This is a genomic window from Neisseria subflava (assembly GCF_003044935.1).
Lineage (GTDB): Bacteria > Pseudomonadota > Gammaproteobacteria > Burkholderiales > Neisseriaceae > Neisseria > Neisseria subflava_E.
In genome coordinates this window covers 272,152-297,338 of sequence record NZ_POXP01000002.1, presented here as the reverse complement: position 1 = coordinate 297,338, position 25,187 = coordinate 272,152, and the positions used below count along the sequence as shown (strand labels likewise).

Annotated in this window: 25 protein-coding genes; 10 read left to right on the top strand and 15 right to left on the bottom strand. The window is 47.2% G+C overall.

What is annotated here, in order from left to right; translation table 11 throughout:
- Together DBY95_RS07050 and DBY95_RS07045 are read left to right on the top strand one after the other, a co-directional pair.
- Nucleotides 1–1,371, top strand: a complete 1,371-nt coding sequence (locus DBY95_RS07050; RefSeq protein ID WP_070765549.1) for an XcbB/CpsF family capsular polysaccharide biosynthesis protein — start codon at nucleotides 1–3, stop codon at nucleotides 1,369–1,371.
- A gap of 85 nt (nucleotides 1,372–1,456) precedes the next feature.
- Nucleotides 1,457–2,506 carry an acyltransferase gene (locus tag DBY95_RS07045; RefSeq protein WP_107723847.1) on the top strand — a complete coding sequence of 350 codons (1,050 nt, stop codon included), beginning with the start codon at nucleotides 1,457–1,459 and terminating at the stop codon, nucleotides 2,504–2,506.
- Between the two features lie 71 nt (nucleotides 2,507–2,577).
- Here DBY95_RS07045 and DBY95_RS07040 read toward each other — a convergent pair whose 3' ends face one another.
- Complete coding sequence (locus DBY95_RS07040) at nucleotides 2,578–6,264, bottom strand: CDP-glycerol glycerophosphotransferase family protein (protein ID WP_107723846.1); 3,687 nt, start codon at nucleotides 6,262–6,264, stop codon at nucleotides 2,578–2,580.
- Between the two features lie 18 nt (nucleotides 6,265–6,282).
- Nucleotides 6,283–7,386: a stealth family protein gene (locus tag DBY95_RS07035; RefSeq protein ID WP_107723845.1), complete on the bottom strand. Its 1,104-nt coding sequence runs from the start codon at nucleotides 7,384–7,386 to the stop codon at nucleotides 6,283–6,285.
- A gap of 119 nt (nucleotides 7,387–7,505) precedes the next feature.
- Between DBY95_RS07035 and DBY95_RS07030 the strand changes: the two genes are divergently transcribed.
- From DBY95_RS07030 to DBY95_RS07005, 6 genes are all read left to right on the top strand, one after another.
- Nucleotides 7,506–8,684, top strand: a complete 1,179-nt coding sequence (locus tag DBY95_RS07030) for a polysaccharide biosynthesis/export family protein (protein WP_107723844.1) — start codon at nucleotides 7,506–7,508, stop codon at nucleotides 8,682–8,684.
- Between the two features lie 11 nt (nucleotides 8,685–8,695).
- On the top strand, nucleotides 8,696–9,865 hold the full coding sequence (locus tag DBY95_RS07025) for a capsule biosynthesis protein (protein WP_107723843.1): 1,170 nt from the start codon (nucleotides 8,696–8,698) through the stop codon (nucleotides 9,863–9,865).
- The gene (locus tag DBY95_RS07020) at nucleotides 9,865–10,662 is read left to right on the top strand and encodes an ABC transporter permease (RefSeq protein ID WP_049323612.1); all 798 of its coding nucleotides are present in this window, start codon (nucleotides 9,865–9,867) and stop codon (nucleotides 10,660–10,662) included. The genes DBY95_RS07025 and DBY95_RS07020 overlap by 1 nt, the downstream gene beginning before the upstream one ends.
- Nucleotides 10,659–11,309, top strand: coding sequence for an ABC transporter ATP-binding protein (locus tag DBY95_RS07015; protein WP_003747991.1), 651 nt, complete (start codon nucleotides 10,659–10,661; stop codon nucleotides 11,307–11,309). Before DBY95_RS07020 ends, DBY95_RS07015 begins: the two co-directional genes overlap by 4 nt.
- Nucleotides 11,310–11,372: 63 nt before the next feature.
- The gene (locus DBY95_RS07010) at nucleotides 11,373–13,646 is read left to right on the top strand and encodes a Tex family protein (protein ID WP_107723842.1); all 2,274 of its coding nucleotides are present in this window, start codon (nucleotides 11,373–11,375) and stop codon (nucleotides 13,644–13,646) included.
- Between the two features lie 200 nt (nucleotides 13,647–13,846).
- Complete coding sequence (locus tag DBY95_RS07005) at nucleotides 13,847–14,188, top strand: hypothetical protein (protein WP_036492182.1); 342 nt, start codon at nucleotides 13,847–13,849, stop codon at nucleotides 14,186–14,188.
- A gap of 57 nt (nucleotides 14,189–14,245) precedes the next feature.
- Here the strand turns inward: DBY95_RS07005 and DBY95_RS07000 are convergent, their stop codons facing one another.
- Entirely contained in the window at nucleotides 14,246–15,136 is an 891-nt protein-coding gene (locus DBY95_RS07000; protein ID WP_036492180.1) for a LysR family transcriptional regulator, read from the bottom strand.
- A 129-nt stretch (nucleotides 15,137–15,265) separates the two neighbouring features.
- Between DBY95_RS07000 and DBY95_RS06995 the strand changes: the two genes are divergently transcribed.
- The gene (locus DBY95_RS06995) at nucleotides 15,266–15,661 is read left to right on the top strand and encodes a DoxX family protein (RefSeq protein WP_036492177.1); all 396 of its coding nucleotides are present in this window, start codon (nucleotides 15,266–15,268) and stop codon (nucleotides 15,659–15,661) included.
- A gap of 15 nt (nucleotides 15,662–15,676) precedes the next feature.
- Complete coding sequence (locus DBY95_RS06990; RefSeq protein WP_107723841.1) at nucleotides 15,677–16,282, top strand: nitroreductase family protein; 606 nt, start codon at nucleotides 15,677–15,679, stop codon at nucleotides 16,280–16,282.
- A 113-nt stretch (nucleotides 16,283–16,395) separates the two neighbouring features.
- Here DBY95_RS06990 and cysS read toward each other — a convergent pair whose 3' ends face one another.
- From cysS to DBY95_RS06930, 12 genes are all read right to left on the bottom strand, one after another.
- The gene (gene cysS, locus DBY95_RS06985) at nucleotides 16,396–17,817 is read right to left on the bottom strand and encodes a cysteine--tRNA ligase (protein WP_107723840.1); all 1,422 of its coding nucleotides are present in this window, start codon (nucleotides 17,815–17,817) and stop codon (nucleotides 16,396–16,398) included.
- A gap of 78 nt (nucleotides 17,818–17,895) precedes the next feature.
- On the bottom strand, nucleotides 17,896–18,387 hold the full coding sequence (locus DBY95_RS06980) for a hypothetical protein (protein ID WP_107723839.1): 492 nt from the start codon (nucleotides 18,385–18,387) through the stop codon (nucleotides 17,896–17,898).
- Between the two features lie 145 nt (nucleotides 18,388–18,532).
- Nucleotides 18,533–19,687 carry a GTPase ObgE gene (gene obgE / locus DBY95_RS06975; protein WP_107723838.1) on the bottom strand — a complete coding sequence of 385 codons (1,155 nt, stop codon included), beginning with the start codon at nucleotides 19,685–19,687 and terminating at the stop codon, nucleotides 18,533–18,535.
- Between the two features lie 143 nt (nucleotides 19,688–19,830).
- The gene (locus DBY95_RS06970) at nucleotides 19,831–20,319 is read right to left on the bottom strand and encodes a peroxiredoxin family protein (RefSeq protein ID WP_107723837.1); all 489 of its coding nucleotides are present in this window, start codon (nucleotides 20,317–20,319) and stop codon (nucleotides 19,831–19,833) included.
- Complete coding sequence (locus DBY95_RS06965; protein WP_049335809.1) at nucleotides 20,316–20,699, bottom strand: acyl-CoA thioesterase; 384 nt, start codon at nucleotides 20,697–20,699, stop codon at nucleotides 20,316–20,318. The genes DBY95_RS06970 and DBY95_RS06965 overlap by 4 nt, the downstream gene beginning before the upstream one ends.
- A complete protein-coding gene (locus DBY95_RS06960; RefSeq protein WP_003681812.1) occupies nucleotides 20,699–21,061 on the bottom strand; it encodes a hypothetical protein in 363 nt (120 codons plus the stop codon). Before DBY95_RS06960 ends, DBY95_RS06965 begins: the two co-directional genes overlap by 1 nt.
- Before the next feature lie 114 nt (nucleotides 21,062–21,175).
- The gene (locus DBY95_RS06955; protein WP_049335811.1) at nucleotides 21,176–22,003 is read right to left on the bottom strand and encodes an MlaA family lipoprotein; all 828 of its coding nucleotides are present in this window, start codon (nucleotides 22,001–22,003) and stop codon (nucleotides 21,176–21,178) included.
- Nucleotides 22,000–22,278 carry an STAS domain-containing protein gene (locus DBY95_RS06950; protein ID WP_159068472.1) on the bottom strand — a complete coding sequence of 93 codons (279 nt, stop codon included), beginning with the start codon at nucleotides 22,276–22,278 and terminating at the stop codon, nucleotides 22,000–22,002. Before DBY95_RS06950 ends, DBY95_RS06955 begins: the two co-directional genes overlap by 4 nt.
- 63 nt (nucleotides 22,279–22,341) lie before the next feature.
- Nucleotides 22,342–22,932 carry an MlaC/ttg2D family ABC transporter substrate-binding protein gene (locus DBY95_RS06945; protein WP_003681817.1) on the bottom strand — a complete coding sequence of 197 codons (591 nt, stop codon included), beginning with the start codon at nucleotides 22,930–22,932 and terminating at the stop codon, nucleotides 22,342–22,344.
- 32 nt (nucleotides 22,933–22,964) lie between these two features.
- Entirely contained in the window at nucleotides 22,965–23,459 is a 495-nt protein-coding gene (gene mlaD / locus DBY95_RS06940) for an outer membrane lipid asymmetry maintenance protein MlaD (RefSeq protein ID WP_003681819.1), read from the bottom strand.
- A 49-nt stretch (nucleotides 23,460–23,508) separates the two neighbouring features.
- A complete protein-coding gene (mlaE, locus tag DBY95_RS06935) occupies nucleotides 23,509–24,285 on the bottom strand; it encodes a lipid asymmetry maintenance ABC transporter permease subunit MlaE (RefSeq protein WP_070606268.1) in 777 nt (258 codons plus the stop codon).
- Nucleotides 24,286–24,350: 65 nt separating this feature from the next.
- Complete coding sequence (locus DBY95_RS06930; protein ID WP_049329453.1) at nucleotides 24,351–25,151, bottom strand: ABC transporter ATP-binding protein; 801 nt, start codon at nucleotides 25,149–25,151, stop codon at nucleotides 24,351–24,353.
- Between the last annotated feature and the right edge of the window lie 36 nt (nucleotides 25,152–25,187).

Below are 25,187 nucleotides of genomic sequence, written 5' to 3'. Positions count from 1 at the left end.
ATGGATTTATATAAAATTCAGCAAAACATCTTACGAAAAGCCAAGATTGATCCTCAAAAGGTTAACGCTTGGATTTATAACAATCAAAGTATAGTGTTTGATTTTCTGTTGAACGACTATTTTGTCAGCGTCAGTTATACGGTAGTAGGACAAACCTTTAACTTTATTGAGCGTAATAAGAGCAAGGTTTCTCAAATTTCTGGTTTTCCAAAATTTTTGAAATATATTTCAGAAGTCTATGGAAGTTACCCGCAATCGGTTAATCAAGAAAAGACAGTATTGTCTTTTAAATTTGCTGAAGCCGATTGGGCAAAAATTGAGGATAAATTTAGTGAGATTTTAGAAGTTACTTCCATTTATCTTGGCAGCGAACTGTGCTACATCCTGAATGTTGAAAAAAATAAAGGCATTAATTTAGCCGAGTACTTGGATAAGCCGGAAGTTGAATACATTGGTGTTAAAGGCGACAGTAATGAGTTTTTCCTAAGCTATGCTCGGAATCATGGTCTAAGTGATTATGTCTATGAGCTAAATAATAGAGGCTTTTTAGCTGTTGAACACAAAATGGGTGTAAGTGTGTTCCGTCGTGTGAACAAGCACAGTTATAAAGATCTTTTGGCTTATTTCCCAGACTCTTTCCATGAGTTGGAAAATGTTATTTATACTGTTGAAGCACCGAAAGTATTGAGTGCCAACAAGAAAAATCTATTGGTGTTGTTCTCTTATACCAATAAGAGCAATGAGAATATGGTTGACCGTTATTATAGCCACCCATTTCCATTTATCAGCAACAGCATTATGCCAAATACTTATATCATCCGTATGGCTGATGTATCAGACGCGTTTGGCAGTCACGGGTTGAATACAAAGTTTGATGAAAATATCGAAGACAATATCCAGCGTTTCATTAAGAGCCTGATGAATATTTATGGCGTAGATAAGAAAAACGTAGTCATTTGCGGTGCATCATCAGGCGGTACAGGAGCGGTATATCACGGCTTAATTGGTGGGTACAAAACCTTTGCAATCGACCCATTTTTGGGCAACCATAAATACTATGGTGGCAAAGATCCATTGTATCTGCACTCTATCCGTACGCCGATTTTGGAGACTTTCAAAAAGCTACCGGATGTAATTGATCATAACCTTGAAAATCAAGTGGTCATTTCATCGGCTAAGGTATCAGAGTTTTATCCGGATATTAAAGAGCTGAAAGAAGCATTGCCTACAGTTGTATTATGTGAATTTGACTTTGAAAAAATTCAAAAGCACATAGATTTTTCAGGCAACACAGTATTCTTGTCCAATACCATTATCAATAATTTGCTGTTGGACATCCATATCACTGATTCGGACATTAATCTGAACTAAATGCGAAGTAAATAGACAGTAAGTTTAAAATTTACTGTCTATTTTTTTAATATTTGAACCATATTTATCATGTTTGGGGAATGTAATGATAGATAAAACGACTGAAGAATTTCAGCAAGAAATTCTTAAAAATATCAAATTAAAAAATACGTCTGTTGATATTTATTATCAGCAGAATGTGTACTGCAATTTCAAATCTGACCGTGAAACACCATTTTCTGTCAGTTTAAATTTAGTTTGGCAGAAGATTTTCCTGTTTTATCGTAATAAAAGTGAGATAGATAATATCGGAGAAATGTTTCCAAACTTCAGTTTATCTAAGCAGGATGGGGATAATGTATACATTTATGATGTCAGTGCTTTGGATTTTGCCCAAACCTGTGCAGTCTTTATCAAATTGGCCGAACGTGCGGAACAATATTTTTCTGAACGGCCAGTAGTTAACAGCCGTAAAAAAGAAGTGATGTCAGGCAATTATATTGATACTTCCGGAAATAAAATTACTGCACCTGATAATCTGCGAAACTGTCATTTCCAATTTCTAGGAGGAGGTGGGAATGAAGTTGTTATCCACCCTAATGCAAACTTGCGTAATGTGTTTTTGGAATTTTTAGGCAAGGACAGCAAAGTCTATATTGGCGAGAATGTTTCTATGCAAGGCCAATGGTGTTTGGGAGTAGGCTGTACGATTAACATCGGCAGTAAAACTACCAGTACCAATCCGGTTTATATTACTGTTGCCGAACATACAACCTTGTCCATTGGTGAAGATTGTATGTTTGCCACGAATAATCAAATCCGTACTGATGATGCACACCCGATTTATAATGTTCATACTGGCAAACGTTTAAATGTTTCTAAAGACGTTACCATTGGAGACAGAGTGTGGGTAGCCTATGGCGCAACAATTTGGGGTGGTACAAAGATTGGTAGCGGTAGTATTGTTGGTGCATTTTCGGTAGTGAAAAAACATTTTCCTAATAACTGTGTTATTGCAGGCGTGCCGGCTAAAGTCATACGCAAAGATGTATTTTGGGAACGCAATAATGTTTTATACACAGATATAGATGAAGGTAAGGATTTGGCAGAAATGAATCATGTTACCTATATCAATTCAACAGTAGAACTTGATTAGTGCATCTAATAGTAAAGGCCGTCTGAAAACATAAAAGTTTTCAGACGGCCTTTTTTAAGATAAGACAGAGATTACTCTAAACAAGCCAATTGTTTTTTCAGACACTCAGCCTGTAATGCCTTGTCACCTTTCGCTTCGGCTATTTCAGCTGCCAGTTTCCAATATGCTGCTGTGTCTTGTAGAGAGAGACTGTCAAAATAACGTTGTGCTGTTTGATGGTTTTTCAGACGGCATAAAGCAGTTGTATAAAGATACATCGTTTCCGGTGAGGTTTGTGCAAAATCAGCCAATATTTTGGTGACAGACTCCCAATCTTGGTTTTGGGCTAGTTTTTCAGCTTCATACAAGGCCAAAGACGGATTCTCAGGATATTTTTGGCGCAGTTGAGCCAATAGATATCCTTCGCCGTCAGTGTTGCCGGTAGCGTACATTTTTTTCAGATAATCGACTGTTAAATCTTCAGGAATGAAGAGCAGATTTTCTTCAAAGGCACGGTTAAGCTGGGTAAATAGTTTTTCAGAATCACCGCGTAATTTTGCCAGTCTTGCAATGGCGATACGGCAACTTGGATCATTCTGAGTATGGTTTTCAAAAGAAACCAAATACTGATGCGCGCCTTGTAAGTTACCAAGTTTCATGCAGAGGTAAGAAGCCAATAGCTCGGGTTTTAGATAACCTTTTGTGCGATCGTCCAAGCTATCAATATACGTTTTCAGTAAAGCCAATGCTACAAAATAATTCTGCTCCGATAGCTTTTGTGCTACGGTCAACAAAGGTTGATATGAGTCGGATAAGTCTGTACCTATCCGGGCAAACAGTTTTTCAGACAGCCTTTTTGCTTGATGAAACGAGGCTGCAAGTAATGCTATAAGTAAATCATTTTGCGTTCCTATATGCTCGTTTTCAGCAAAAAATTCCGCCCCTTTAACGGCATTACCGATATATAAGTCCATTTTCGCATTCCAGTAACCTGCGGTATCGGGATAATCAGGTAACAGGTTTTGCAAAGTATCAAACTGTTTGCTCTCAAATAAAGCGTTCAGATAACGATGGCGATAATCAGCTGTTTCTTCCGCATTCAGACGGCCTGTATCAAGCAGAGTTTGAATACGGCTTGCAGCCAAATCCCATGCCTGATGATTTTCTGCTTGCTCAATCATATCGACCAGAATCGGTAGGTTGTCGACAGTTTCGGCATGATCAAGGGCGATAATAGCTTGATACACACGTTCGCAGTTACCACCTTTTTGAAATGGGAAGGTAGCACGGATACGTTCAAGATATTTTGGTTTTAAACCCGTTTTGAGAATATTTTCTAGTTCATTAAATGTTTCTTGTTCAGTTAACGTGACTGGCCCAAAGCCAGAACTTTCATAGTCAAACCATCCCCTTTGAAGGGTATGGGCTCCAGAGAAAAATTCTTTTTGATCAAATTGATAATAGATAATAGATTTATTCAGATATGCCATATCAAAGGCTACAGAGGAATAGTCAGTAATTAAAATTGATGATTGGCCAAATAAGGTTTGTATACTTTCTATAGCACTTGATCCTTTCCAAACCTGAATGTAATTAGGAATATCAAAGAAGTCTAAATAAGGCTCAATATTCGGGTGTGGAGCAAATATAACTTCATAGTTAAACTTTTCTGCTAATTGTCTTAAATTTATAGAGTGCAAAAAATTAAACCAATGTTGCGCATAGGAAGTTTTCATAAAATCACTATTTAACGCACGTGTGTTGCTACCGCGACCAATATTTTGTCCTACAATATTGTTTCTCCAAGTAGGCATAATTAGGATTTTTCTACTTTGATCAATATTTTTTGATACTAAACTATCATAACGAGGAAAGCCTGCTAACACTGTTTCTTTTTTTGTTAGCTTATAGCGGCTAGGGTTAGCTATGATTGTTTGATATTCAGGGGTGGCAGTAGTAATAAAACAATGTAGATTAGTTTTAGTATTGAACCATGCAGAAAGGTCGTTTTGGGTGACTCCATGTTGAAGGAAGACGAATTTTTTGCTGTGTTCGTACAAATCACCAAAATAATTGTTAATGTGTTTTTCTAGATGGCTGGAAATGATTTTTTCAGCTTTACGCAAACGTTGTTCGTATTCTCTACCACCAAATTCTACAAGTTTAAAGCCTTCTTGTTCGAGACGGTTCCAGTCAGAGGCGGTTCTGTTGAGTGCGAAATAACAAGTTTGTTCAGGGTGGTTCTGCATCATATAACGATAAAAATGCTCAGCGTTGTCGTCAGCTTTGGTTTCCCTGTCCATCAAGAGCCAACTGCCGTCTGAAAGGTATTTTTCAGACGGCGTAAATAAACCGATAAGTTCATTTAATGCGATGCCGTGCATAAAGGTTTTACCTTTAATCGAAATTCGCATTGCTTTTTTGTTAAGTAGAATATTAATTTTGGCGTTGTCTGCAACATCCCCATAGGGAACCCACAAACGTTTTTCGTAAACAAATAATTGTTCATTTAGCTTATTAACTACGCTTTTTACATAGACAGGAATAAGATCATGCCCATCAGCCTGCACAGAATATGGCTGGTCGAAATAGGTAAAATAGCTGATAAGGAACTGTTTGCGTTCACGATCAATGTTTTCAATATAGGCGATTTGGAATGGTGGCTCGCTCTGTTTGAACATTCCAAGCATACCAACTTTATGGAATAGCCATACTCCCGCTAAGCCAAATTCCATAATATTTTTTTGATCAATATAATTAAAAACCTGCTGCATTAGATCATAAAAATGTGATTTTTGTTTGGCATCCAACAAATCTAGACGTTCAGGTCTATTAAGCAATTTTTGGATATACCAAGCCATATCATATAATGCGGTTTTTTGTATTGAGGAGGGTACATGCCCTAAGCGGTTTTTATAGTTTTGAAGCATAGGCAAGAAGCCATACTCAAAAACATTAGAAAACTTTTCTACTTTTTGCCAAGAAGTATCTAAAGTGGATGTGCCACTTTCACGTTTGCGATAGAAATAGACGGCATCTCTGTCAAACACAGCTTTTGCATCCTGCAAATCTAATAAATAGTCTGCAATAAATTTGCCATCTTCAAAGTTTGGCTTAACATTGTGGTCAAACACCAAATTCTGTTTTTTAATATGGCTGACTCTGAAAAAGGTGGAGGCAGCTGACATATTGATAAATTTATCGAGCTTAGCAACATCAATAACGTGGGTTTTATCAAAACGGAATTTTAAAGGATGATTATCTTTTATAATATTTTGATTTTCAAAGAAAAAAATCATATTGGTAGCTACGGTTACTGCCGACGGATGTTGGCTAATTTGAGTATCTACTGATTTGAAGTAGTCAGGGTGAAGATAATCGTCAGGGTCAGTAAATACTACCCATTCCGTTTGTGTATGTTGTAAACCTAGATTGCGTGCCGAGGCCTGGCCGCCATTTTCTTTGTAAAAATAATGGATATTTTTAGGAAATTTGGCTTGCCATCGTTTGATGATTTCTGCTGAATGGTCGGTTGACCCATCATCTACTAGAATGATTTGAATGTGTTTTTTGAAATTCAAGCTTTGTTTGACGATACTGTCAAAGTATTCATCAAGGTATTTTTCGACGTTATAAACGGCTGAAACGATTGTAAATTGATTATTACCTTCGTATTTTAAGGGAAGGTATTTTTTGAGTTTCATTACGCGTTTGGCGTACATGTCGCGGAAAAAGAGTTTAGGGTCTCGTAAGAGCTTCCGAAATTTTTTATTGTTCATTTTTTTGACCTTTTATTTTTATTTGGTTTTGAAGTAATTTTCCAGCATTTGAATCAGTTTGTCCTGGTAGTTTTCAATCTGTTGCTGGCTGTGAAAATCGTTGGCACAAAAAGAGTGTGGCTGCCGCCCATTTTTTTTATTTTCTAAGAGCTTGATATATTGGGCAGGCGCTTTGTTGGAGCGGATATTAAAATAATAACATATTTCATTACCTACTGTAGATTTCCTGTTTAAAAACATCAGCCAAGGTACGAGGAAGGTGGCAAGGTTGAGATCGTGGTTAGAACGGAAACGGTTGGATAAAAAGGCTTCAATCTCAGTACGGTAGTGCTGCCAAGCAAATTGAAAGCTGCTTTTATGCAGTGGGATATAGGTGTGTACTAACGGACGGTCGATGTGGCAGTCGTAGTGCTGTTGTAATAGTGCGATACAGTTTTTTGAGGCGGAAAGAGTGGGTGTGTCGGTTCCTCTTTCGGACATTTGTTTTAGGCTTTTGTCTGCAATAAAAAGTGAAGCAATCCCGTTGGCGTGAAAAAAATGTTCCTTCGGTAATGGTCGGGCAACAAATACATCATCGTTAAAATAGATGAAGTGCTCATTTAGATTGGGAATGTTGTGCAAGTGTGCTTCGATTACATGCGAATTGAAGGTGGGCAGGTATTGCGGGTCAATGATTTGACTGTGATCTATTATGCTGACATTGGGATAGTCGGCAGGGTTGAGCCAATCGGGGCGTTGGTTGTCGGTAATGATGTAGATATGGTTAACCCACGGCAGGAAGGTACGCACGCTGTGAAGTGAATAGTAAAGTTCGTTGTGGTTGCTGAAACGAGCTTCGTCATTATTGTGAAGTGCGTTTTTTTCGGCAGTAGGGCTATATTGGCGGCGGTGTTGCTGCCATTTGGGATCTTGGTTATTTACCCATGTGAAAACGACATCAACTTTAATAGGGGGAAGGTCGATACTATTTTCAATTTCGGCTAAATACAGGCTGTTGTCGATAATGACCGGTTCGTCAGACTCTGTTGTACGCTGTTCGGCGTTTCGGACAGGGTATCTTTTGTTGAGATAGTCGCGGAAGAATACACCTGGTTGTCGAATCAGTTTTTTAAGTTTTCTCATGACGGTATTCGCTGTAATGTGATGTCTTTTGATGCTTATGTCAGGTTTTCAGACGGCCTAATATTTCATCAGGTGTTATAATGGCTGTGCGTAATTAAAAGTATAGTGAGATTTAATCAATGTTGAAAGCAGAATGTCTTACCCGCAGGGGCATGTTATTGTTGTGTGTCAGTCTGTTGGCTGCATGCTCTTCTCTTCCTACTTCCGGCCCAAGTACACGAAATGTTGTTGCTTTGGGGCAACAGCAGGCTACAGCCGAAGTACCGGAGGTGGAATTGATTGATGTGAATGGTGCGGTAGCTCAGTCGCTATATCAAGCGCAAGTTAATCAGTCATTTGCTCAGTTGGGCGATGGTACGTCATCAATAGGGGCTATCAATATAGGTGATGTGCTGGACATTACGATTTGGGAAGCTCCTCCGGCTGTGTTGTTCGGCGGAGCTTTGTCGTCTACCGGTTCGGGTAATGCGCAGCAAACGAAGCTGCCTGAACAGATGGTCAGCTCTTCAGGCACGATTTCTGTGCCGTTTATCGGCGATGTGTCTGTCCTTGGTAAAACACCGGTTCAGGTGCAAAACATTATTAAAGGCCGTCTGAAAAAAATGGCGAACCAGCCGCAGGTAATGGTGCGCATGGTGCAAAATAATGCGGCGAATGTATCGGTTATCCGTGCGGGCAACAGTGTGCGTATGCCTTTGACGGCTGCAGGCGAGCGTGTGTTGGATGCGGTGGCTGCGGTGGGCGGTTCGACTGCGAATGTTCAGGATACGAACGTACAGCTGACACGCGGTAATGTTGTCAGAACGATTGCTCTGGAAGATTTGGTGGCGCATCCGCGTCAAAATATTTTGTTGCGTCGCGGTGACGTGATCACGATGATTACAAATCCGAGCACGTTTACGTCTATGGGTGCGGTTGGTCATACGCAGCAGATTGGTTTCTCTGTGAAGGGCTTGTCTTTGGCTGAGGCTGTGGGACGTATGGGCGGTTTGCAGGATTATCGTGCAGATGCGCGCGGTGTATTTGTATTCCGTTATGCGCCTTTATCCGAGCTGCCTCCTGAGAAACAATCTAAATGGGTTGAAAAGGGTTATGGCGATCGTGCGGAGATTCCTGTGGTCTACCGTTTGAACCTGGCAGATGCGAATTCTATGTTTTGGATGCAGCGTTTCCCTGTGAAGGATAAGGACGTGGTGTACGTATCGAATGCGCCGATGGCTGAAGTACGCAAGTTCTTGTCATTTGTGTTCTCACCTGTGGTGAGCAGTGCGAACAGTATTAATAATTTAGTGAACTAATGGGGAAAATAATGTCTGAGCAAGTTTCTGCAAATGTGGATGTGAAACCGGAACAACCGGCTCCCGAAAAGAAAAAGGCCAAAAAGTCTTGGTTACGTAAGATTAATCCGTTGCTTTGGGTAACGGTTATCGTGCCGACTTTGTGTTCCGGTGTGTATTACGGAATATTTGCTTCCGATCAGTTCACATCCCAGTCCAGCTTTGTGGTGCGCTCTCCTAAGAGCCAATCGTCTTTGAACGGCTTGGGTGCCATTTTGCAGGGGTCTGGTTTCTCTCGTGCGCAAGACGATATTTATACCGTGCAGGAATATATGCAGTCGCGTTCAGCTTTGGACGCGTTGCGTAAGAAAATGCCCGTTCGTGATTTTTATGAAAAAGAAGGCGACATCTTCAGCCGTTTTAATGGTTTTGGCCTGCGTGGCGAGGATGAAGCGTTTTATCAATACTACCGCGATAAGGTATCCATCCATTTTGACTCTGTCTCAGGCATTTCCAATTTGAGCGTTATATCGTTCAATGCCGGTGAATCTCAAAAGATCAATGATGCTTTGCTCAAACAGGGCGAGGTATTGATCAACCAGCTGAACGAACGTGCTCGTCAGGATACGATTCGTTATGCTCAAGAAGTGGTCAATTCGGCTGAGGAGAAAGTTAAAGAAGCTTCTGCCCAATTGACAAAATTCCGTGTTTCCAACGGTATTTTCGACTTGAAGGCGCAATCCGATGTGCAAATGGGTTTGGTATCCAAATTGCAGGATGAGTTGATTGTCATTCAAACCCAGCTTGACCAGGTAAAAGCTGTTACGCCTGAAAACCCGCAAATTCCAGGTTTGATTGCGCGTGAGAAGAGCTTGCGTAAAGAAATCTCGCAACAAATGAAAGCGATTTCCGGCGGTGGCGAGGGATCATTGTCCAATCAGGCGGCGGAATATCAGCGCGTGTATTTGGAAAACGAATTGGCTGAGAAACAATTGGCTGCGGCGATGACTTCTTTGGAAAGTGCAAAAGCGGAAGCAGATCGTCAGCAATTGTATTTGGAAGTGATTTCCCAGCCGAACAAACCTGACTTGGCACATGAGCCAAACCGTTTGTACAACATCGTGGCAACGTTTGTCATCGGTTTGATTGTCTATGGCATAGCCGTGTTGCTGACGGCAAGTATCCGTGAGCATAAAAACTGATGAAAGAGCTACATAAAACATCGTTTTTGGAGTCGCTGCTTATTCAAAAAAGGGTAATCGGCGCACTCTTAATGCGTGAAATTATTACTCGCTACGGTCGTAATAACATTGGTTTTTTGTGGTTGTTTGTCGAACCTTTGCTGCTGACTTTGGTTATGGTGTTGATGTGGAAATTTTTCCGCATGCACAACGTGTCAGCTTTGAATATCGTTGCATTCACGCTGACAGGCTATCCGATGATGATGATGTGGCGTAATGCTTCTAATCGTGCCATCGGTTCGATTTCGGCCAATACAAGCTTGCTGTATCACCGAAATGTACGCGTTTTGGATACCATTTTTGCGCGTATGTTGTTGGAGATTGCCGGCGCCACCATTGCGCAGGTCGTGATTATGTTCGCATTGGTCATCATCGGTTGGATTGATGTACCGGCAGATATTTTCTATATGTTGTTGGCTTGGCTTTTGATGGCAATGTTTGCCGTTGGATTGGGGCTGGTCATTTGTTCGGTGGCGTTTCACTTTGAACCGTTTGGTAAGGTTTGGAGTACCATCAGTTTTGTGATGATGCCTTTATCCGGCGTGTTTTTCTTCGTACACAACCTGCCTCAGCAGTTACAACACTATGTGCTGATGATTCCGATGGTGCATGGTACAGAAATGTTCCGTGCCGGATATTTTGGCGACAGCGTCACGACTTACGAAAATCCTTGGTATATTTTGTTGTGTAACTTGGTTTTGCTGCTGCTTGGTTTGGCGATGGTGGCGAGATTCAGCAAAGGGGTTGAGCCGCAATGATTTCAGTTGAACACGTTTCCAAACGGTATCTGACCCGCCAAGGTTGGCGGACAGTCTTGCACGATATCAACTTCAAAATGGAGAAGGGCGAGAAAATCGGTATTCTTGGCCGCAACGGTGCAGGTAAATCGACGCTCATCCGTTTGATTAGTGGCGTTGAACCGCCGACCACGGGAGAAATCAAACGTACGATGAGTATTTCTTGGCCTTTGGCATTCTCCGGTGCGTTTCAAGGCAGTCTGACCGGTATGGACAATTTGCGTTTCATCTGTCGGATTTACAACGTCGACATCGATTATGTGAAGAACTTTACCGAAGAGTTTTCCGAGCTGGGTCAATATCTTTATGAGCCGGTCAAGCGTTATTCTTCAGGTATGAAGGCACGTTTGGCATTTGCTTTGTCGTTGGCGGTAGAGTTTGACTGCTATCTGATTGACGAAGTGATTGCAGTTGGCGACTCGCGCTTTGCCGATAAATGTAAGTACGAGTTGTTTGAAAAGCGCAAAGACCGTTCCATCATCTTGGTATCGCATAGCCACAGCGCCATGAAGCAATATTGTGATAATGCGATGGTGCTGGAAAAAGGGCATATGTACCAGTTTGAAGACATGGACAAAGCCTACGAATATTATAATTCGCTGCCTTAAAGCGATTGTTTTTAAATCAGGCCGTCTGAAATTTCAGACGGCCTGTCCGTTGGAATTCTATTGATGAACATTACTCAAATTCTTTCCCAAGAACTCTCCGCCACTGCCGCGCAAATCAGTGCCGCCATTGAGCTTTTAGATGATGGCGCGACCGTCCCCTTTATCGCGCGTTACCGTAAAGAAGCCACGGGCGGGTTGGACGATACGCAGTTGCGCCAGCTTGCCGAGCGGCTGCAATACCTGCGCGAATTGGAAGAGCGCAAAGCCGTTGTGTTAAAAAGTATTGAAGAGCAAGGCAAGCTTTCAGACGACCTCAGGGCGCAAATCGAAGCCGCCGACAACAAAACCGCGCTGGAAGACCTGTATCTGCCCTACAAACCCAAACGCCGCACCAAAGCACAAATCGCACGCGAACACGGTTTGCAGCCGCTGGCGGATGCGTTGCTTGCCGAGCAGCCGCAGGACGTGGAAGCCGCCGCGCAGGGCTACCTGAACGAAAATGTCCCCGACGCCAAAGCCGCGCTGGACGGTGCGCGCACGATTCTGATGGAACAGTTTGCTGAAGACGCGGAACTCATCGGTACGCTGCGTGACAAGCTGTGGAATGAAGCCGAAATCCACGCGCAAGTCGTTGAAGGCAAAGAAACAGAAGGCGAAAAATTCAGCGATTATTTCGACCATCGCGAACCCATCCGCACTATGCCCAGCCACCGCGCGCTGGCGGTATTGCGCGGCCGCAACGAAGGCATTTTGAATATCGCGCTCAAATACCAGCCCGATGACACGCCGATTACGCAGCAAAGCGAATACGAGCAAATCATCGCCCGCCGCTTCAAGGTTTCAGACGGCCACAAATGGCTACGCGACACCGTTCGCCTGACTTGGCGCGCAAAAATCTTTTTGTCGTTGGAACTTGAAGCCCTAAATCGTTTGAAAGAAGCCGCCGATACCGATGCGATTACCGTGTTCGCCCGCAATCTCAAAGACTTACTGCTCGCCGCGCCCGCCGGACGGCTGACGACTTTGGGTCTCGACCCCGGTTACAAGAACGGCGTGAAATGCGCCGTGGTGGACGACACAGGCAAGCTGCTGGATACCGTCATCGTCTATTTGCATCAAGAAAACAACATGTTGGCAACGCTGTCGCGCCTGATTAAACAGCACGGCGTGAAGCTCATCGCCATCGGCAACGGCACCGCCAGCCGTGAAACCGACAAAATCGCGGGCGAATTGGTGCGCGGAATGCCAGAAATGGGGCTGCACAAAATCGTCGTTTCCGAAGCCGGCGCGTCGATTTATTCCGCGTCCGAACTGGCGGCGCGCGAGTTCCCCGACTTGGACGTTTCCCTGCGCGGCGCAGTGTCTATCGCTCGCAGGCTGCAAGACCCGCTCGCCGAGTTGGTCAAAATCGACCCCAAATCCATCGGCGTGGGGCAGTATCAGCACGACGTGAACCAAAGCCAGCTCGCCAAATCGCTGGACGCGGTGGTCGAAGACTGCGTGAACGCCGTCGGCGTGGACGTGAACACCGCGTCCGCCCCGCTCTTGGCGCGGATTTCCGGTTTGAATCAAACCCTTGCCCAAAACATCGTCGCCTACCGCGATGAAAACGGCGCGTTCGACAGCCGCAAAAAATTGCTGAAAGTGCCGCGTTTGGGTGAAAAAACCTTCGAGCAGGCGGCGGGATTTTTGCGGATTAACGGCGGCAAAGAGCCGCTGGACGCGAGCGCCGTCCACCCCGAAGCCTATCCCGTCGTCGCCAAAATGCTGGCGCAACAAGGCATTACCGCCGCCGAACTCATCGGCAACCGCGAGCGCGTGAAGCAAATCAAAGCGTCCGATTTCACCGACGAGCGCTTCGGCCTGCCGACTATTCTGGACATCCTGTCTGAGTTGGAAAAACCCGGCCGCGACCCGCGCGGTGAGTTTCAGACGGCCTCCTTCGCCGAAGGCATCCACGAAATCAGCGACTTGCAAGTCGGCATGATACTCGAAGGCGTGGTCTCCAACGTCGCCAACTTCGGCGCGTTCGTAGACATCGGCGTCCATCAGGACGGCTTGGTGCACATCTCCGCGTTGTCCAATCGTTTCGTCCAAGACCCGCGCGAAGTGGTGAAAGCCGGCGACGTGGTGAAAGTGAGAGTGCTGGAAGTCGATGCCGCGCGTAAACGCATCGCGCTGACTATGCGGCTGGATGACGAAGCGGGCGGCGCAACCAAAGGCAACAGGCCGTCTGAAACCCGACATCAGGAACGCCGCGACCGAAAAACCCAACGCAACGACCGCGCCCTGACCAATTCGGCGATGGCGGATGCGTTTGCGAAGTTGAAGCGGTAAGGTAGAAAACCAATTGAAGGCCGTCTGAAAAGTGATGTTCAGACGGCCTTTATCATATGGGGCGAATTAGATAATTGGTGGAATGGATATAGTGATGCGTCTATTGAATCTTACCGATACATTTTGTAGTAGGTATATGCAAACAAGCGTATAGTTCCAAATATTACAAACCCATCATCACAACCTTAGGAGTTCAAACCATGAAACCTGTTTTGTTTGCCGCGCTGATTTCCTGTTTCTCCGTTGCGGCCTATGCTGCCTGTACCGACAGCCAGCAGCAGTGCGTGATTTATAAAAACGGCAATGTTGCGACAGAAGGCGGCTGTACAGTCAATAAGTGTCAGAATGCTGATGCGCAAGTGTTGAAATGGAAGTTGAAAAACGGTAAAGGCGTAACCGTTGAAATCGGTAAAAACGGTAAGGTTTTGGTGAACAAAAAAACGGGTGCGAAAGCGAACAACAGCAATGCGTCAGGCATGGGTTTGACATGCTATGCCGCTGATGCGGACAAACGCGAACAGTTCTGCTCGACCAATTATTGATTGGATTGTTGCTTTGATTAAAGGCCGTCTGAAAAGTGTTTCAGACGGCCTTGATGTTTATCCTTCCGATATTTTTTCATTGAGAAAGTCGATAAAGCTGCGCACTTTCGCGCTGAGAAAGGCCCTGTCGACATAGGTGGCATTCAGTTGGTCTGTCCAGATGGTGTAATCGGGCAGGAGTTGGACCAATGTGCCGTCCTTCAATTCCTGCTGGACCGCCCAAAGGGGCTGATAGCCTATGCCTGCGCCTGCTTTAATCAGCTCGCGTATCATCAGCGTGTTGTCGCTGCGGATAACGGGGGAGAGGTGGAGAATGGCTTTTTCTCCGGTGTGGCGGTGGGTAATTTCCCAGTTTTGTTGACTGGTATAGGAAGGCAGGATGGCTTGGTGCCGCATGACGGCTTCGGGCGTATCGGGTGTGCCGTGCCGGGCAAGATAGTCGGGTGCAGCAAGCAGGACGAATTCGATTTTGGCCAGTGGTTTGACGATCAGTGAAGGGGAGGGGGTTTTGGAAACGCGCAGGGCGAGGTCGAAACCTTCGGCGATGAGGTCGATATGGCGGTTGTCGAGGACGAGGTCGAGCGTAACTTTGGGATAACGCTGGCGGTATTCGGCCAACCATGCGCTCATGTTGCCGCCTGCAAACCACAGAGGCATGGTAACGCGCAACATACCTTGCGGCGTGTCAGTACCGCCTGCCGCTTTTTGGGCGGCGGTGTCCAAGGTATCCAGCGCGTAGCTGCATTGGCGGTAGTATTCTTCGCCTGATTCGGTCAGGTGGAGATTACGGCTGTTGCGGTGTAAGAGCTTGGCTTGAATGGTGTTTTCCAGATGGCTGACGTGTTTGCTGGCCATGGCGGTGGAGATGTCGAGCTGATCGGCGGCACGGGTAAAACTGCCGCTTTGCACAACTTGGCGGAAAACTTTCAGGCTGAATAGGGTGTCCATGATTTCTTATTAGGAAACGTTATATCAATAATTCGAGTATATATCTCTTACTGGGAATTATCTATACTGCACTTATTGAAATTGCTCCCTACCTCTTTCAGGTAGCCATTTAAGATAAGGATTATTAAGATGTCAGCCCTCAAATCATTCCAACCTGTTGTATTGTCTGTCTTGCGCATTGTGACGGCGTATCTGTTTTTGCTGCATGGCACGGCCAAGTTTTTCAGTTTTCCGATGTCCATGGGCGGCGCGCCCGAAGGCTTGATGCTGGTGGCCGGTATTTTGGAAATTGTCGGCGGTATCTTATTGATATTGGGCCTGTTTACGCGTCCGGCCGCGTTTGTTTTGTCCGGTCAGATGGCAGTTGCCTACTTTATGGCGCACGCGTCTTCTGGTAATGTATTGTTTCCATTGGCCAATCAGGGGGAATCTGCCGTTTTGTTCTGCTTCGTGTTTTTGTACCTGGCAGTAGCCGGCGGCGGAGCATGGGCTTTGGATAACGTTTTTGGTAAAGATAAAGATTAATTTAAGGAAAAGATCATGACTTATTCTGTTTTGCAACAAGCTGCTGAAACCCGTCGTTCTATCTATGCATTGAACAACACCCTGCCTCTGTCCAATGAGGAAGTAACCAAAATTATCGAACACGCCGTTTTGCATACGCCGTCTTCTTTCAATTCGCAATCTGCCCGAGTGGTCGTATTGTTTGGCGAAGAACATGCCAAAGTGTGGCATTTTGTCGAAGAAGCTTTGCGTGCAATTGTCCCTGCCGAGCAGTTTGAAGCTACTGCGCAAAAACTGAACTTGTTTAAAGCAGGCGCGGCGACAGTTTTGTTCTTTGAAGATCAGGATGTTGTTAAAGGCTTGCAAGAGCAGTTCCCATCTTATGCGGCCAACTTCCCGATCTGGGCGGATCAGGCAAATGCCATGGTTCAATATGCCGTGTGGACAACATTGGCGGCTGCCGGTATCGGCGCCAATCTGCAACACTACAATCCGCTGCCTGATGCGGCCATTGCCAAAGAATGGAATCTGCCGGAAAGCTGGTTGTTGCGTGCGCAAATGGTGATTGGCGGTATCGCGACTTCAGCCGGTGAAAAAGCCTTCCAACCAATCGAAGGCCGTCTGAAAGTATTTGGCGCATAAATGAAATGATGTTTTAAACAAAGGGCGCGATGTTTGCGCCCTTTTTGAAATACCAAAATTAAAAAGGCTGTCTGAAAAACAGTTTCAGACGGCCTTTCATCTATGCCATGAAATCAACCACGGCGCCAAGTCGTACCGCCAGCGTTGTCTTCCAGAATGATTTTGTGTTCGTTCAGAAGGTCGCGGATACGGTCGGATTCCGCCCAGTTTTTATCCGCGCGTGCCTGTTTGCGTCGGGCGATCAAATCGTCGATTTCCTCGTTGGACAGGCCGTCTGAAACAGCACCGCCTTGCAGGAATTCAATCGGGTCGCGTTGCAGCAGGCCAATGATGCCGCCCAAGGCTTTCAGGCAGCCGGCGAGGTGTGCATCATTGGTTTTGTTCACTTCGCCTGCCAGTTCAAACAACACAGCAACCGCTTCGACCGTACCGAAATCATCGTTCATGGCGGCGTAGAAGCGGCGGGTGTAGTCGTTGGCGTTTTCAGATAAATCAAACTCAGCCGCTGGTGTGTTTTTCAATGTAGTGTACAGACGGGTCAGCGCACCTTTTGCGTCGTCCAAATGTGCGTCGGAGTAGTTCAACGGGCTGCGGTAGTGGGCGCGCAGGATGAAGAAGCGCACGACTTCCGGGTCATATTGTTTCAACACTTCGCGGATGGTGAAGAAGTTGCCCAGCGATTTGGACATTTTTTCGCCATCGACACGGATAAAGCCGTTGTGCAGCCAGTATTTGACGTGGCTGGCAATGCTTTGACCGTGGTGGGTTTGCGCGTGGTCGTGGCCGCAGGTATGCCCCGTCGCGCCGACGCTTTGGGCAATTTCGTTTTCATGGTGCGGGAACTGCAAATCCGCGCCGCCGCCGTGGATGTCGAAAGTATCGCCGAACAGGTTTTCGCTCATGGCAGAGCATTCGATGTGCCAACCCGGACGGCCGTTGCCCCACGGGCTTTCCCATGCAGGTTCGCCTGCTTTGGCGGATTTCCACAACACAAAATCCAGCGGGTCACGTTTGAAACCGTCCACTTCCACACGTTCGCCTGCGCGCAGGTCGTCCAACGATTTTCCCGACAATTGACCGTAAGCAGAAAACTCGCGCACGGCGTAGTAAACGTCGCCGTTTGCGGCAGGATATGCCTTGCCGTTTTGAATCAGGGTTTCAATCATGGCAATCATTTGCGGAATATTTTCCGTTGCCTTCGGCTCGATGTCGGGACGCAACACACCCAAAGCATCGGCATCTTCGTGCATAGCCTGAATGAAACGCGCGGTCAGTTCGCTGATGGTTTCGCCGTTTTCAGCCGCACGGGCGATGATTTTGTCGTCGATGTCGGTGATGTTGCGCACATAAGTGAGCGGATAACCGCACTCGCGCAGCCAGCGGGCAATCATGTCGAATACCACCATCACTCGGGCATGGCCTAAGTGGCAATAGTCGTAAACAGTCATACCGCAAACGTACATGCGCACGTTTTTAGGGTCGATGGGGGTAAAGGGTTCTTTTTGGCGGGTAAGGGTGTTGTAGATGGTGGTCATGGTGTTTGGTATTGGATAAAAAAGTTATGCATTAGGGCATTAGAAGTATGCTTTATTGAAATGGGAAAAACAGATAATTTATTGTTTCTTTGTTGGTAATGTGATTTTTTCAGTCGGCACATTATGCTTTTGTGCATATTCGCACGCAATAGCATGTGATTTTTTTTTCAATGATAATGGTAGTTTAGATTCTGTTAGCGTAGAGGTACCTCTGAGTAAAGGTTGCTCATATTGCGTAGCTAATCCTCCTAAAGAGGTTAGCTGTGGTTGTTGGCAATCTTCGATAATCATATGGGAAGATAAAGAATGGATTTTTCCTCCCTCATTAAAATGCGTAATAACTATTCCACTTAAATAAACAACTGTTTTATTGTTTGGTAGAGTGAGTACGGATTTTTCTAGGCTTTCCGAGAGTAAATATGCAGGTAGATTGTCATGTGTATCAATCAGTATCCAGTTTTTGGGCGTTACAAAAGTATCGCCGTTGGCTTGATATGAATTTGTTTGTAAGATAGTTGAGCAAGCAGTTAATAAGCTTATCGGAATAAAAATAGAAATTTTTTTTAACATAGTTTTCCTTTGTTAAATGGCTTGGGCTGTTATACCTCATTAAGTAATATTTTTGTATCTTGATCTGCATGGTAGGTTTACACCCACACGATACGGTTGATATGTTTTCAGACGACCTTTCTATCCAATAGACCGTCTGAAATTTTTACTCCGGCTTAAACACGCCAGTATCTGTTTTAGGCTGCTGCTCGGCAATTTCGGCTTTTGCCGCTACCTGTTCTGCTTCGGTTTTCTCGGCTTCGATGCGTTTTTTCTCGGTCAGGTATTGGTTGATTTGGTGTACCAATTCCTGTGTACCTTGGTGGGTCAGGGCGCTGATTTGGAAGAGGCGCGGGGTTTCCATGTCAAATTGGAAGCAGTCGTCTGGTTTCGGATAGTCCCAGCCGATGGCTTCGAGGAAGGCGGTGGTGCGTTCTTGGGCTTCTTCTTCATCGAGCATGTCGAGTTTGTTCAGCACCAGCCAGCGCGGTTTGTCGTAGAGTTCTTCGTCGTATTTGCGTAATTCGTTGATGATGGCGAGTGCTTCTTCGGCGGGGTTGACGGTTTCGTCAAAAGGAGCCAAATCGACGACGTGCAACAGCAGGCCGGTGCGCGATAAGTGTTTGAGGAAGCGGTGGCCAAGGCCTGAGCCTTCTGCTGCGCCTTCAATCAGGCCGGGGATGTCGGCCATGACGAAGCTGTGGTTTTCGTCGATGCGCACGACGCCCAAGTTTGGATGCAGAGTGGTGAAGGGGTAGTTGGCGATTTTGGGACGTGCGGCGGATACGGCGGTAATCAGGGTGGATTTACCGGCGTTGGGCATGCCTAACAAGCCGACATCGGCGAGGACTTTAAGCTCGAGTTGCAGGGAGCGGGTCTCGCCTTCTTCGCCGGGGGTGGATTGTTTGGGCGCGCGGTTGACGGACGATTTGAAGTGGATGTTGCCCAAGCCGCCTTTGCCGCCTTTGGCGAGGCAGACGCGCTGGCCGTGATAAGTGAGGTCAGCGACGATTTCGTCGGTGTCGAGGTCGCGGATAAGGGTGCCGACGGGCATTTTGAGGACGATGTCGTCCGCACCTGCGCCGTAGCGGTCGGAGCCGTGGCCTTTTTCGCCGTTTTTGGCTTGGTAGCGTTTGACGAAGCGGTATTCGACGAGGGTGTTGGTGTTTTCGTCGGCTTCTGCCCAAACGCTGCCGCCTTTGCCACCGTCGCCGCCGTCAGGGCCGCCGCGGGGCACGAATTTTTCGCGGCGGAAACTGGTTGCGCCATTACCGCCTTTGCCTGCGGCGACTTCGATTTTTGCTTCGTCGATAAATTTCATGATGTTCTCTTATGGGTATTCGGTTGTTTCAGACGGCCTTTGTTAATAGAGGAGCTTGGTGTCTGAACGGATAAAATGTTGCTTATTATAAAGGATATTTCGGTTTTAGGCCGTCTGAAATGTGGTTTCAGACGGCCTTGGATTTATTGGGCGAGGGCTTGGTCGATTTCTTGATAGAGTTGGGTGAAATTGGGTTCGCCAACGTAGGTTTTGAGGATGTTTCCGTTTTTGTCGATCAGGACGGAAGTCGGGTAAACCTGTGTGCCAAAGGCTTTTGCGGCAGTTTTGTCGGCATCGTACATGACGGTGAAAGGAAGGCCGTATTCTTTGACGTACTGATGGACGCTCTCAATAGGGTCGATGGGCTGGGCAATGCCGAGGACTTGGAAATTTTTGCCTTGATAATCTTGGGCGGTTTTGATGATTTTAGGCATCTCGCTCACGCAGCCGGGGCAGGAGGGAAACCAGAAGTTAATGAGGGTAACTTTGTCTTTTAAATCGGCGTTGGTAATGGTTTTGCCTTGCAGGTCGGGCAGGGCGAAATCAGGGGTGGCTTTGTTGCTGGGGATAAGGACAAAGGCAAGAAGCGCGCCAATTGTGGCAACGATGAGGAGTGTGAGTATTTTTTTCATGATTCGAGGTTTTGAATGACGTGTGCTAAGGTTTTGGGAACGCTGATGCTGCGGCCGCTTTCGCTGCTGACGGGCATAAGGGTCACTTCGGCTTCGATAGCGGCTTTGCCGTTGGGCAGGGTCGCGGTTTGGCTGAGGATGATGTGGCGTGTGCCGATGTCTTTCAGACGGCCTGTGAAGGTTAAAACATCGCCTTCAAGCGACGGGCGGCGATAGCGGATGTCAACGCGTGCAACAACGAGCATGATGCCTTTGAGTTCGGACAGAAGGTCATGCTCTTGAAAAAACGTCCAGCGCGCTTCTTCGAGAAATTCGAGATAGCGTGCATTGTTGACGTGGCCGTAGCCGTCAAGGTGGTAGTTGCGGACGGTCAGTTTCATCAGTTGAGATTGATGGGTTGGAACTCTTCGCGTGCGATTGGTTCGTGTTCGAGGTCGGTAATCACGGTGGAGAGTTGGATATCGAACCATTCGTTGAAAATGTCGGCATCCAAATCCGGCCATTCGCTTTCGTCTTCGCACCAGTCGGCCAATTCGGCAGCAAAAATATCTTCAAAACGCGCTTCGATTTCGTCCCATACTTCGTCGGCAGTTTCGCATGGGCGAACGAGGTAGGAATTGGCATCGGCTTGAATGTCTTCCAGTGTCAGGCCGTCTAGGTGATTGCCGGGCAGGGATTTCAGCCAGTTCCAAAATGGATCGAGGGGGATAAGCAGGAAGACGCTGCGGTTGACTTCGTACATGGTGTTTTCCTTGGTTTCTGTATAGTTGAATGATATAGCAAAGGTGGTGGACTGGCTATCTTTTGGGGGATAAAGGCCGTCTGAATTTCAGACGGCCTTTATTTTTGGGAACAATCAGAGGTTTTCTGATGGTGTTTGATACAGGGTTTGGGGATTGGCTGTATCGGGAATTTCTGCCGGAGCGGTTTGAGGGGCTGTTACCGGTTCGGAAGTGGCATTGCTGTCCACTAAGTCATCAATGTCGATGTTGTCGTCTTCGCTTTGAGGGAGCGTGCCGCCGGTTTGTTGGGTGCGGACTTTCATGTAAAGGTCGCGTGTGTAGCTGTATTTGTCGATGGCTGCGCCTTCGAGGCTGTCGGTCAGGTCGAGCAGTTCTTCACGGGTGTTGATGGCTTGCAGGCCGATTGTGCCCCAGCGTCCTGCTCTGGTGTGGAAGACGGCGTTTTTAACCGGATAGACGGTGGTGACGGCGTTGCCGACGGTATCGCGTACGGTAGACGGGCCGAGTAGGGGGACGACGAAGTAGTTGCTGTTTTTCCAGCCCCATGAGGCGAAGGTATCGCCGAGGGTGTTTTTATTGCTGGGCACACCGCCTGCACCGGCTACGTCGATTAAACCGCCAAGGCCGAAGGTGGTGTTGATGCCGACGCGGACGAGGTCTTCGCTGGCGCGTTTGACGTCAAGGCGCAGAACGTTGCTGCCGAAGCTGACGACATCGCGCAGGTTGTTGAAGAAGTTGATCACGCCGGTACGCACCGGTTTGGGCGTTATTTTGCGATAACCGCGTGCGACAGGGGAAAGGACGTATTTGTCTGCTTTGTCGTTGAACTTGGAAACGGTACGGTTGTAGCCTTCGTAAGGGTCGGCTGGATTGCGTTCGGCAAGTGCGGGAGCGGAGGCTATGCTGATGAGGAGGCAGAGTGAAGCGGTGGTTTTTTTCATGATTGCAACCAGTCTTTGATTTCGTAAAGTTCGGCCAGTGCGCGGACGGAATCGGGAATGTTTTGAATGGTCGGTTTTTTGTCTGTCCGGCGTAGAGCGTTGAGCAGTAGGGAAACGCAGGCGGAATCTGCTTTGTCTACTTGGCTGAAGTCTATGCTGTCTGTTTCTTTCAGACGGCATTGTTGTTCGTAGCGCGCAAAGGCGGAGGCAGTCAGGGTTTTGACGGTAACGTCGCCGCTGATGTAGAGCGTGCCGTTGCGGATTTCTGTTTGCATGGTGTCTTTATGATGTAAGGCACCATGCCATCTGAAGATCAGGCGGCATGGTGCGGGGGTGGATTATTTACCGCCGTTTTTGGCTTTCAAGTCGGCAATCAGGCCGTCGATACCTTTGGCTTTGATGGTTTCGCCGAATTGGTTGCGGTATACGGTAACCAAGCTTGCGCCTTCGACTGCGACATTGTATGCGCGGTATTTGCTGCCGCTTTGGTAGGTGGTGAAGTCCATGTTGACCGGTTTTTGGCCGGAAACGTTGATTTCGGCGCGGACAACGATTTCTTTACCGCCTTTGTTTACGACCGGGTTGTCTTTGATGTTGACCTTGGCATTTTTGAATTTCAGCATGGTGCCGGAGTAGGTGCGGATCAGCAGGGTTTGGAACTCTTTGGTCAACGCTTGTTTTTGTGCGTCAGTCGCAGTGCGCCATGGGTTGCCGACGGCCAAAGCGGTCATGCGTTGGAAGTCGAAGTAAGGGATGGCGTAGGCTTCAGCTTTTTGGCGTGCGGTGTTGGCATCGCCGCTGTTGAGGATTTTCAGCACTTGAACGGAGTTTTCACGGACTTGGTTGACTGCATCGGCAGGAGAGGCAAATGCCATGCTGATGCTCAATACGCCGATGCTCAATGCGCTGATGAAGGAAGTTTTTTTCATGGGAGTGTCCTGAATATTGGGTTGATATGTGTTTATTGTTCGTTTTGACCGGCAGATTCACTATCTGCGTTTTTTTCGGCAAAGCTGGTCATGAATTTGCCGATAAGGTTTTCCAAAACCATGGCGGAGCTGGTGACGGTAATGGTGTCGCCTGCCGCCAAAGAATCAGTATCGCCGCCTTGTTGCAGGCCGATGTATTGTTCGCCCAACAGGCCTGAAGTCAGAATTTGTGCGGAAACGTCGCTGCTGAACTGATATTGGCTGTCCAGATTGAGAGCAACTTTTGCCTGATAGGATTTAGGGTCGAGCTGAATGGAGGCAACGCGGCCCACTAGTACGCCTGCGGATTTGACCGGCGCGTTGGTTTTCAAGCCGCCGATGTCGCTGAAATCGGCATAGACGGTGTAGGTTTGTGATGATTTGCCGAACGATTGTCCGCCGGCGGCGCGGAAGGCGAGAAAGCCGATAGCGGCTGCGCCCAGCAAGACAAACAGTCCTACCCAAAATTCCAAAGCATTTTTTTTCATGTGCTATTGTCCTTGTTTCATTCTTTTTAAGTGTCGTTTCAGACGGCCTTTAGTCGGTAAACATCCACGCGGTCAACATGAAGTCGACAGCGAGGATGGTCAGGGCGGAAGACACTACGGTGCGTGTACTGGCGCGCAAAATACCTTCGGAAGTCGGTACGCAGTGGAAGCCCTGATGTACGGCGATTAACGTAACGGCTACGCCGAAAGCGGCGGATTTGATTAAGCCGTTGAGGACGTCGTAATGGAAGGTAATGTTGTTTTGCATTTGCGACCAGAAAATACCGCCGTCCAAACCCAGCCATTCGACGCCGACCAAATACGCGCCGTAAATACCGGCAACGTTGAAAATCGAAGCCAGTAAAGGCATGGAAAACACGCCTGCCCAAAAGCGCGGCGCAACCACGCGTGCCACGGGGTCGACCGCCATCACGTTCATTGCTTCAAGCTGCTCGGTGGTTTTCATCAAACCGATTTCGCTGGTCATGGCACCGCCCGCGCTGCTGGCAAACAGAATAGCCGCCAATACGGGACCCAATTCACGCAACAGGGAAGCGGCAACCATATAGCCCAGAATATCGGCGGATTTGAATTTTGCCAGCTGCGTATAGCCCTGCAAGCCCAACACCATGCCGACAAACAGCCCGGACACAGCAACAATCAGGACAGACAACACGCCTGCAAAGTAAACCTGGCGGATGCTCAGGCGCGGGCGGGCAAACGCCGTACCTGATTTGGCCAAGATATGCAGGAAAAACAGCGTAATGCTGCCCAGCGATTGGATGAAGCCGAGGGTTTTTGCCCCGACGGAACGGATAAAATTCATAGGTTTCAGTTGATTGGTTAAATGGTTTTCAGACGGCCTTGTTTAAGTTTCAGGCCGTCTGAACATCAGCCCAGCAAGTCTTGTTTTAAAGTCGTTTGCGCCGGATAGCGGTAGGCGACAGGGCCGTCTGCCAAACCGCCGACAAACTGGCGTACCCAAGGCGAGTCGAGTTCGCGCATTTCTTCGGGCGAGCCGGAGAACATGATTTCGCCGTGTGCCAAGAAAATGACTTGATCGACAATTTCCAGTGACCTTTCAATATCATGCGTTACCATGACGCTGGTTGAGCGCAGGGCTTTGTTGGCGCGGCTGATGAGGTGGGCGATGACGCCCAGCGAAATCGGGTCGAGGCCGGTAAAAGGCTCGTCGTACAACATGATTTCAGGGTCGAGCGCAATCGTACGCGCAAGGGCGACGCGGCGTGACATACCGCCGGAAAGCTCGGAAGGCATCAGGTTTTCAATGCCGCGCAAACCGACTGCATTCAGTTTCAGTAATACTAAATCGCGAATGACCGCTTCGGGTAAATCCGTCAGCTCGCGCATGGGGAAGGCGATGTTGTCGAAGACGGATAAGTCGGTGAACAATGCGCCGTGTTGGAACAAAACGCCCATGCGGCGGCGGTGTTCGTACAGCTCCTGCGCTGAAAATGCGGCCAAATCACGCCCTTCAATCAGCACTTTGCCCGATTGTGGGCGGATTTGACCCGTAATCAGGCGCATCAGCGTGGTTTTACCGCTGCCCGAACCACCCATTACGGCGGCGAAATTGCCTTGTGGAATGCTGAAGTTGATGTTGTTCAGAATAGGACGGTCGCCATATGCGAAGGCAACGTCTTTCATTTCGATGAAGGGTGTGGAACTCATGCAGGAGAGGGGTGTCGAAAAATGTATTTTAATTAC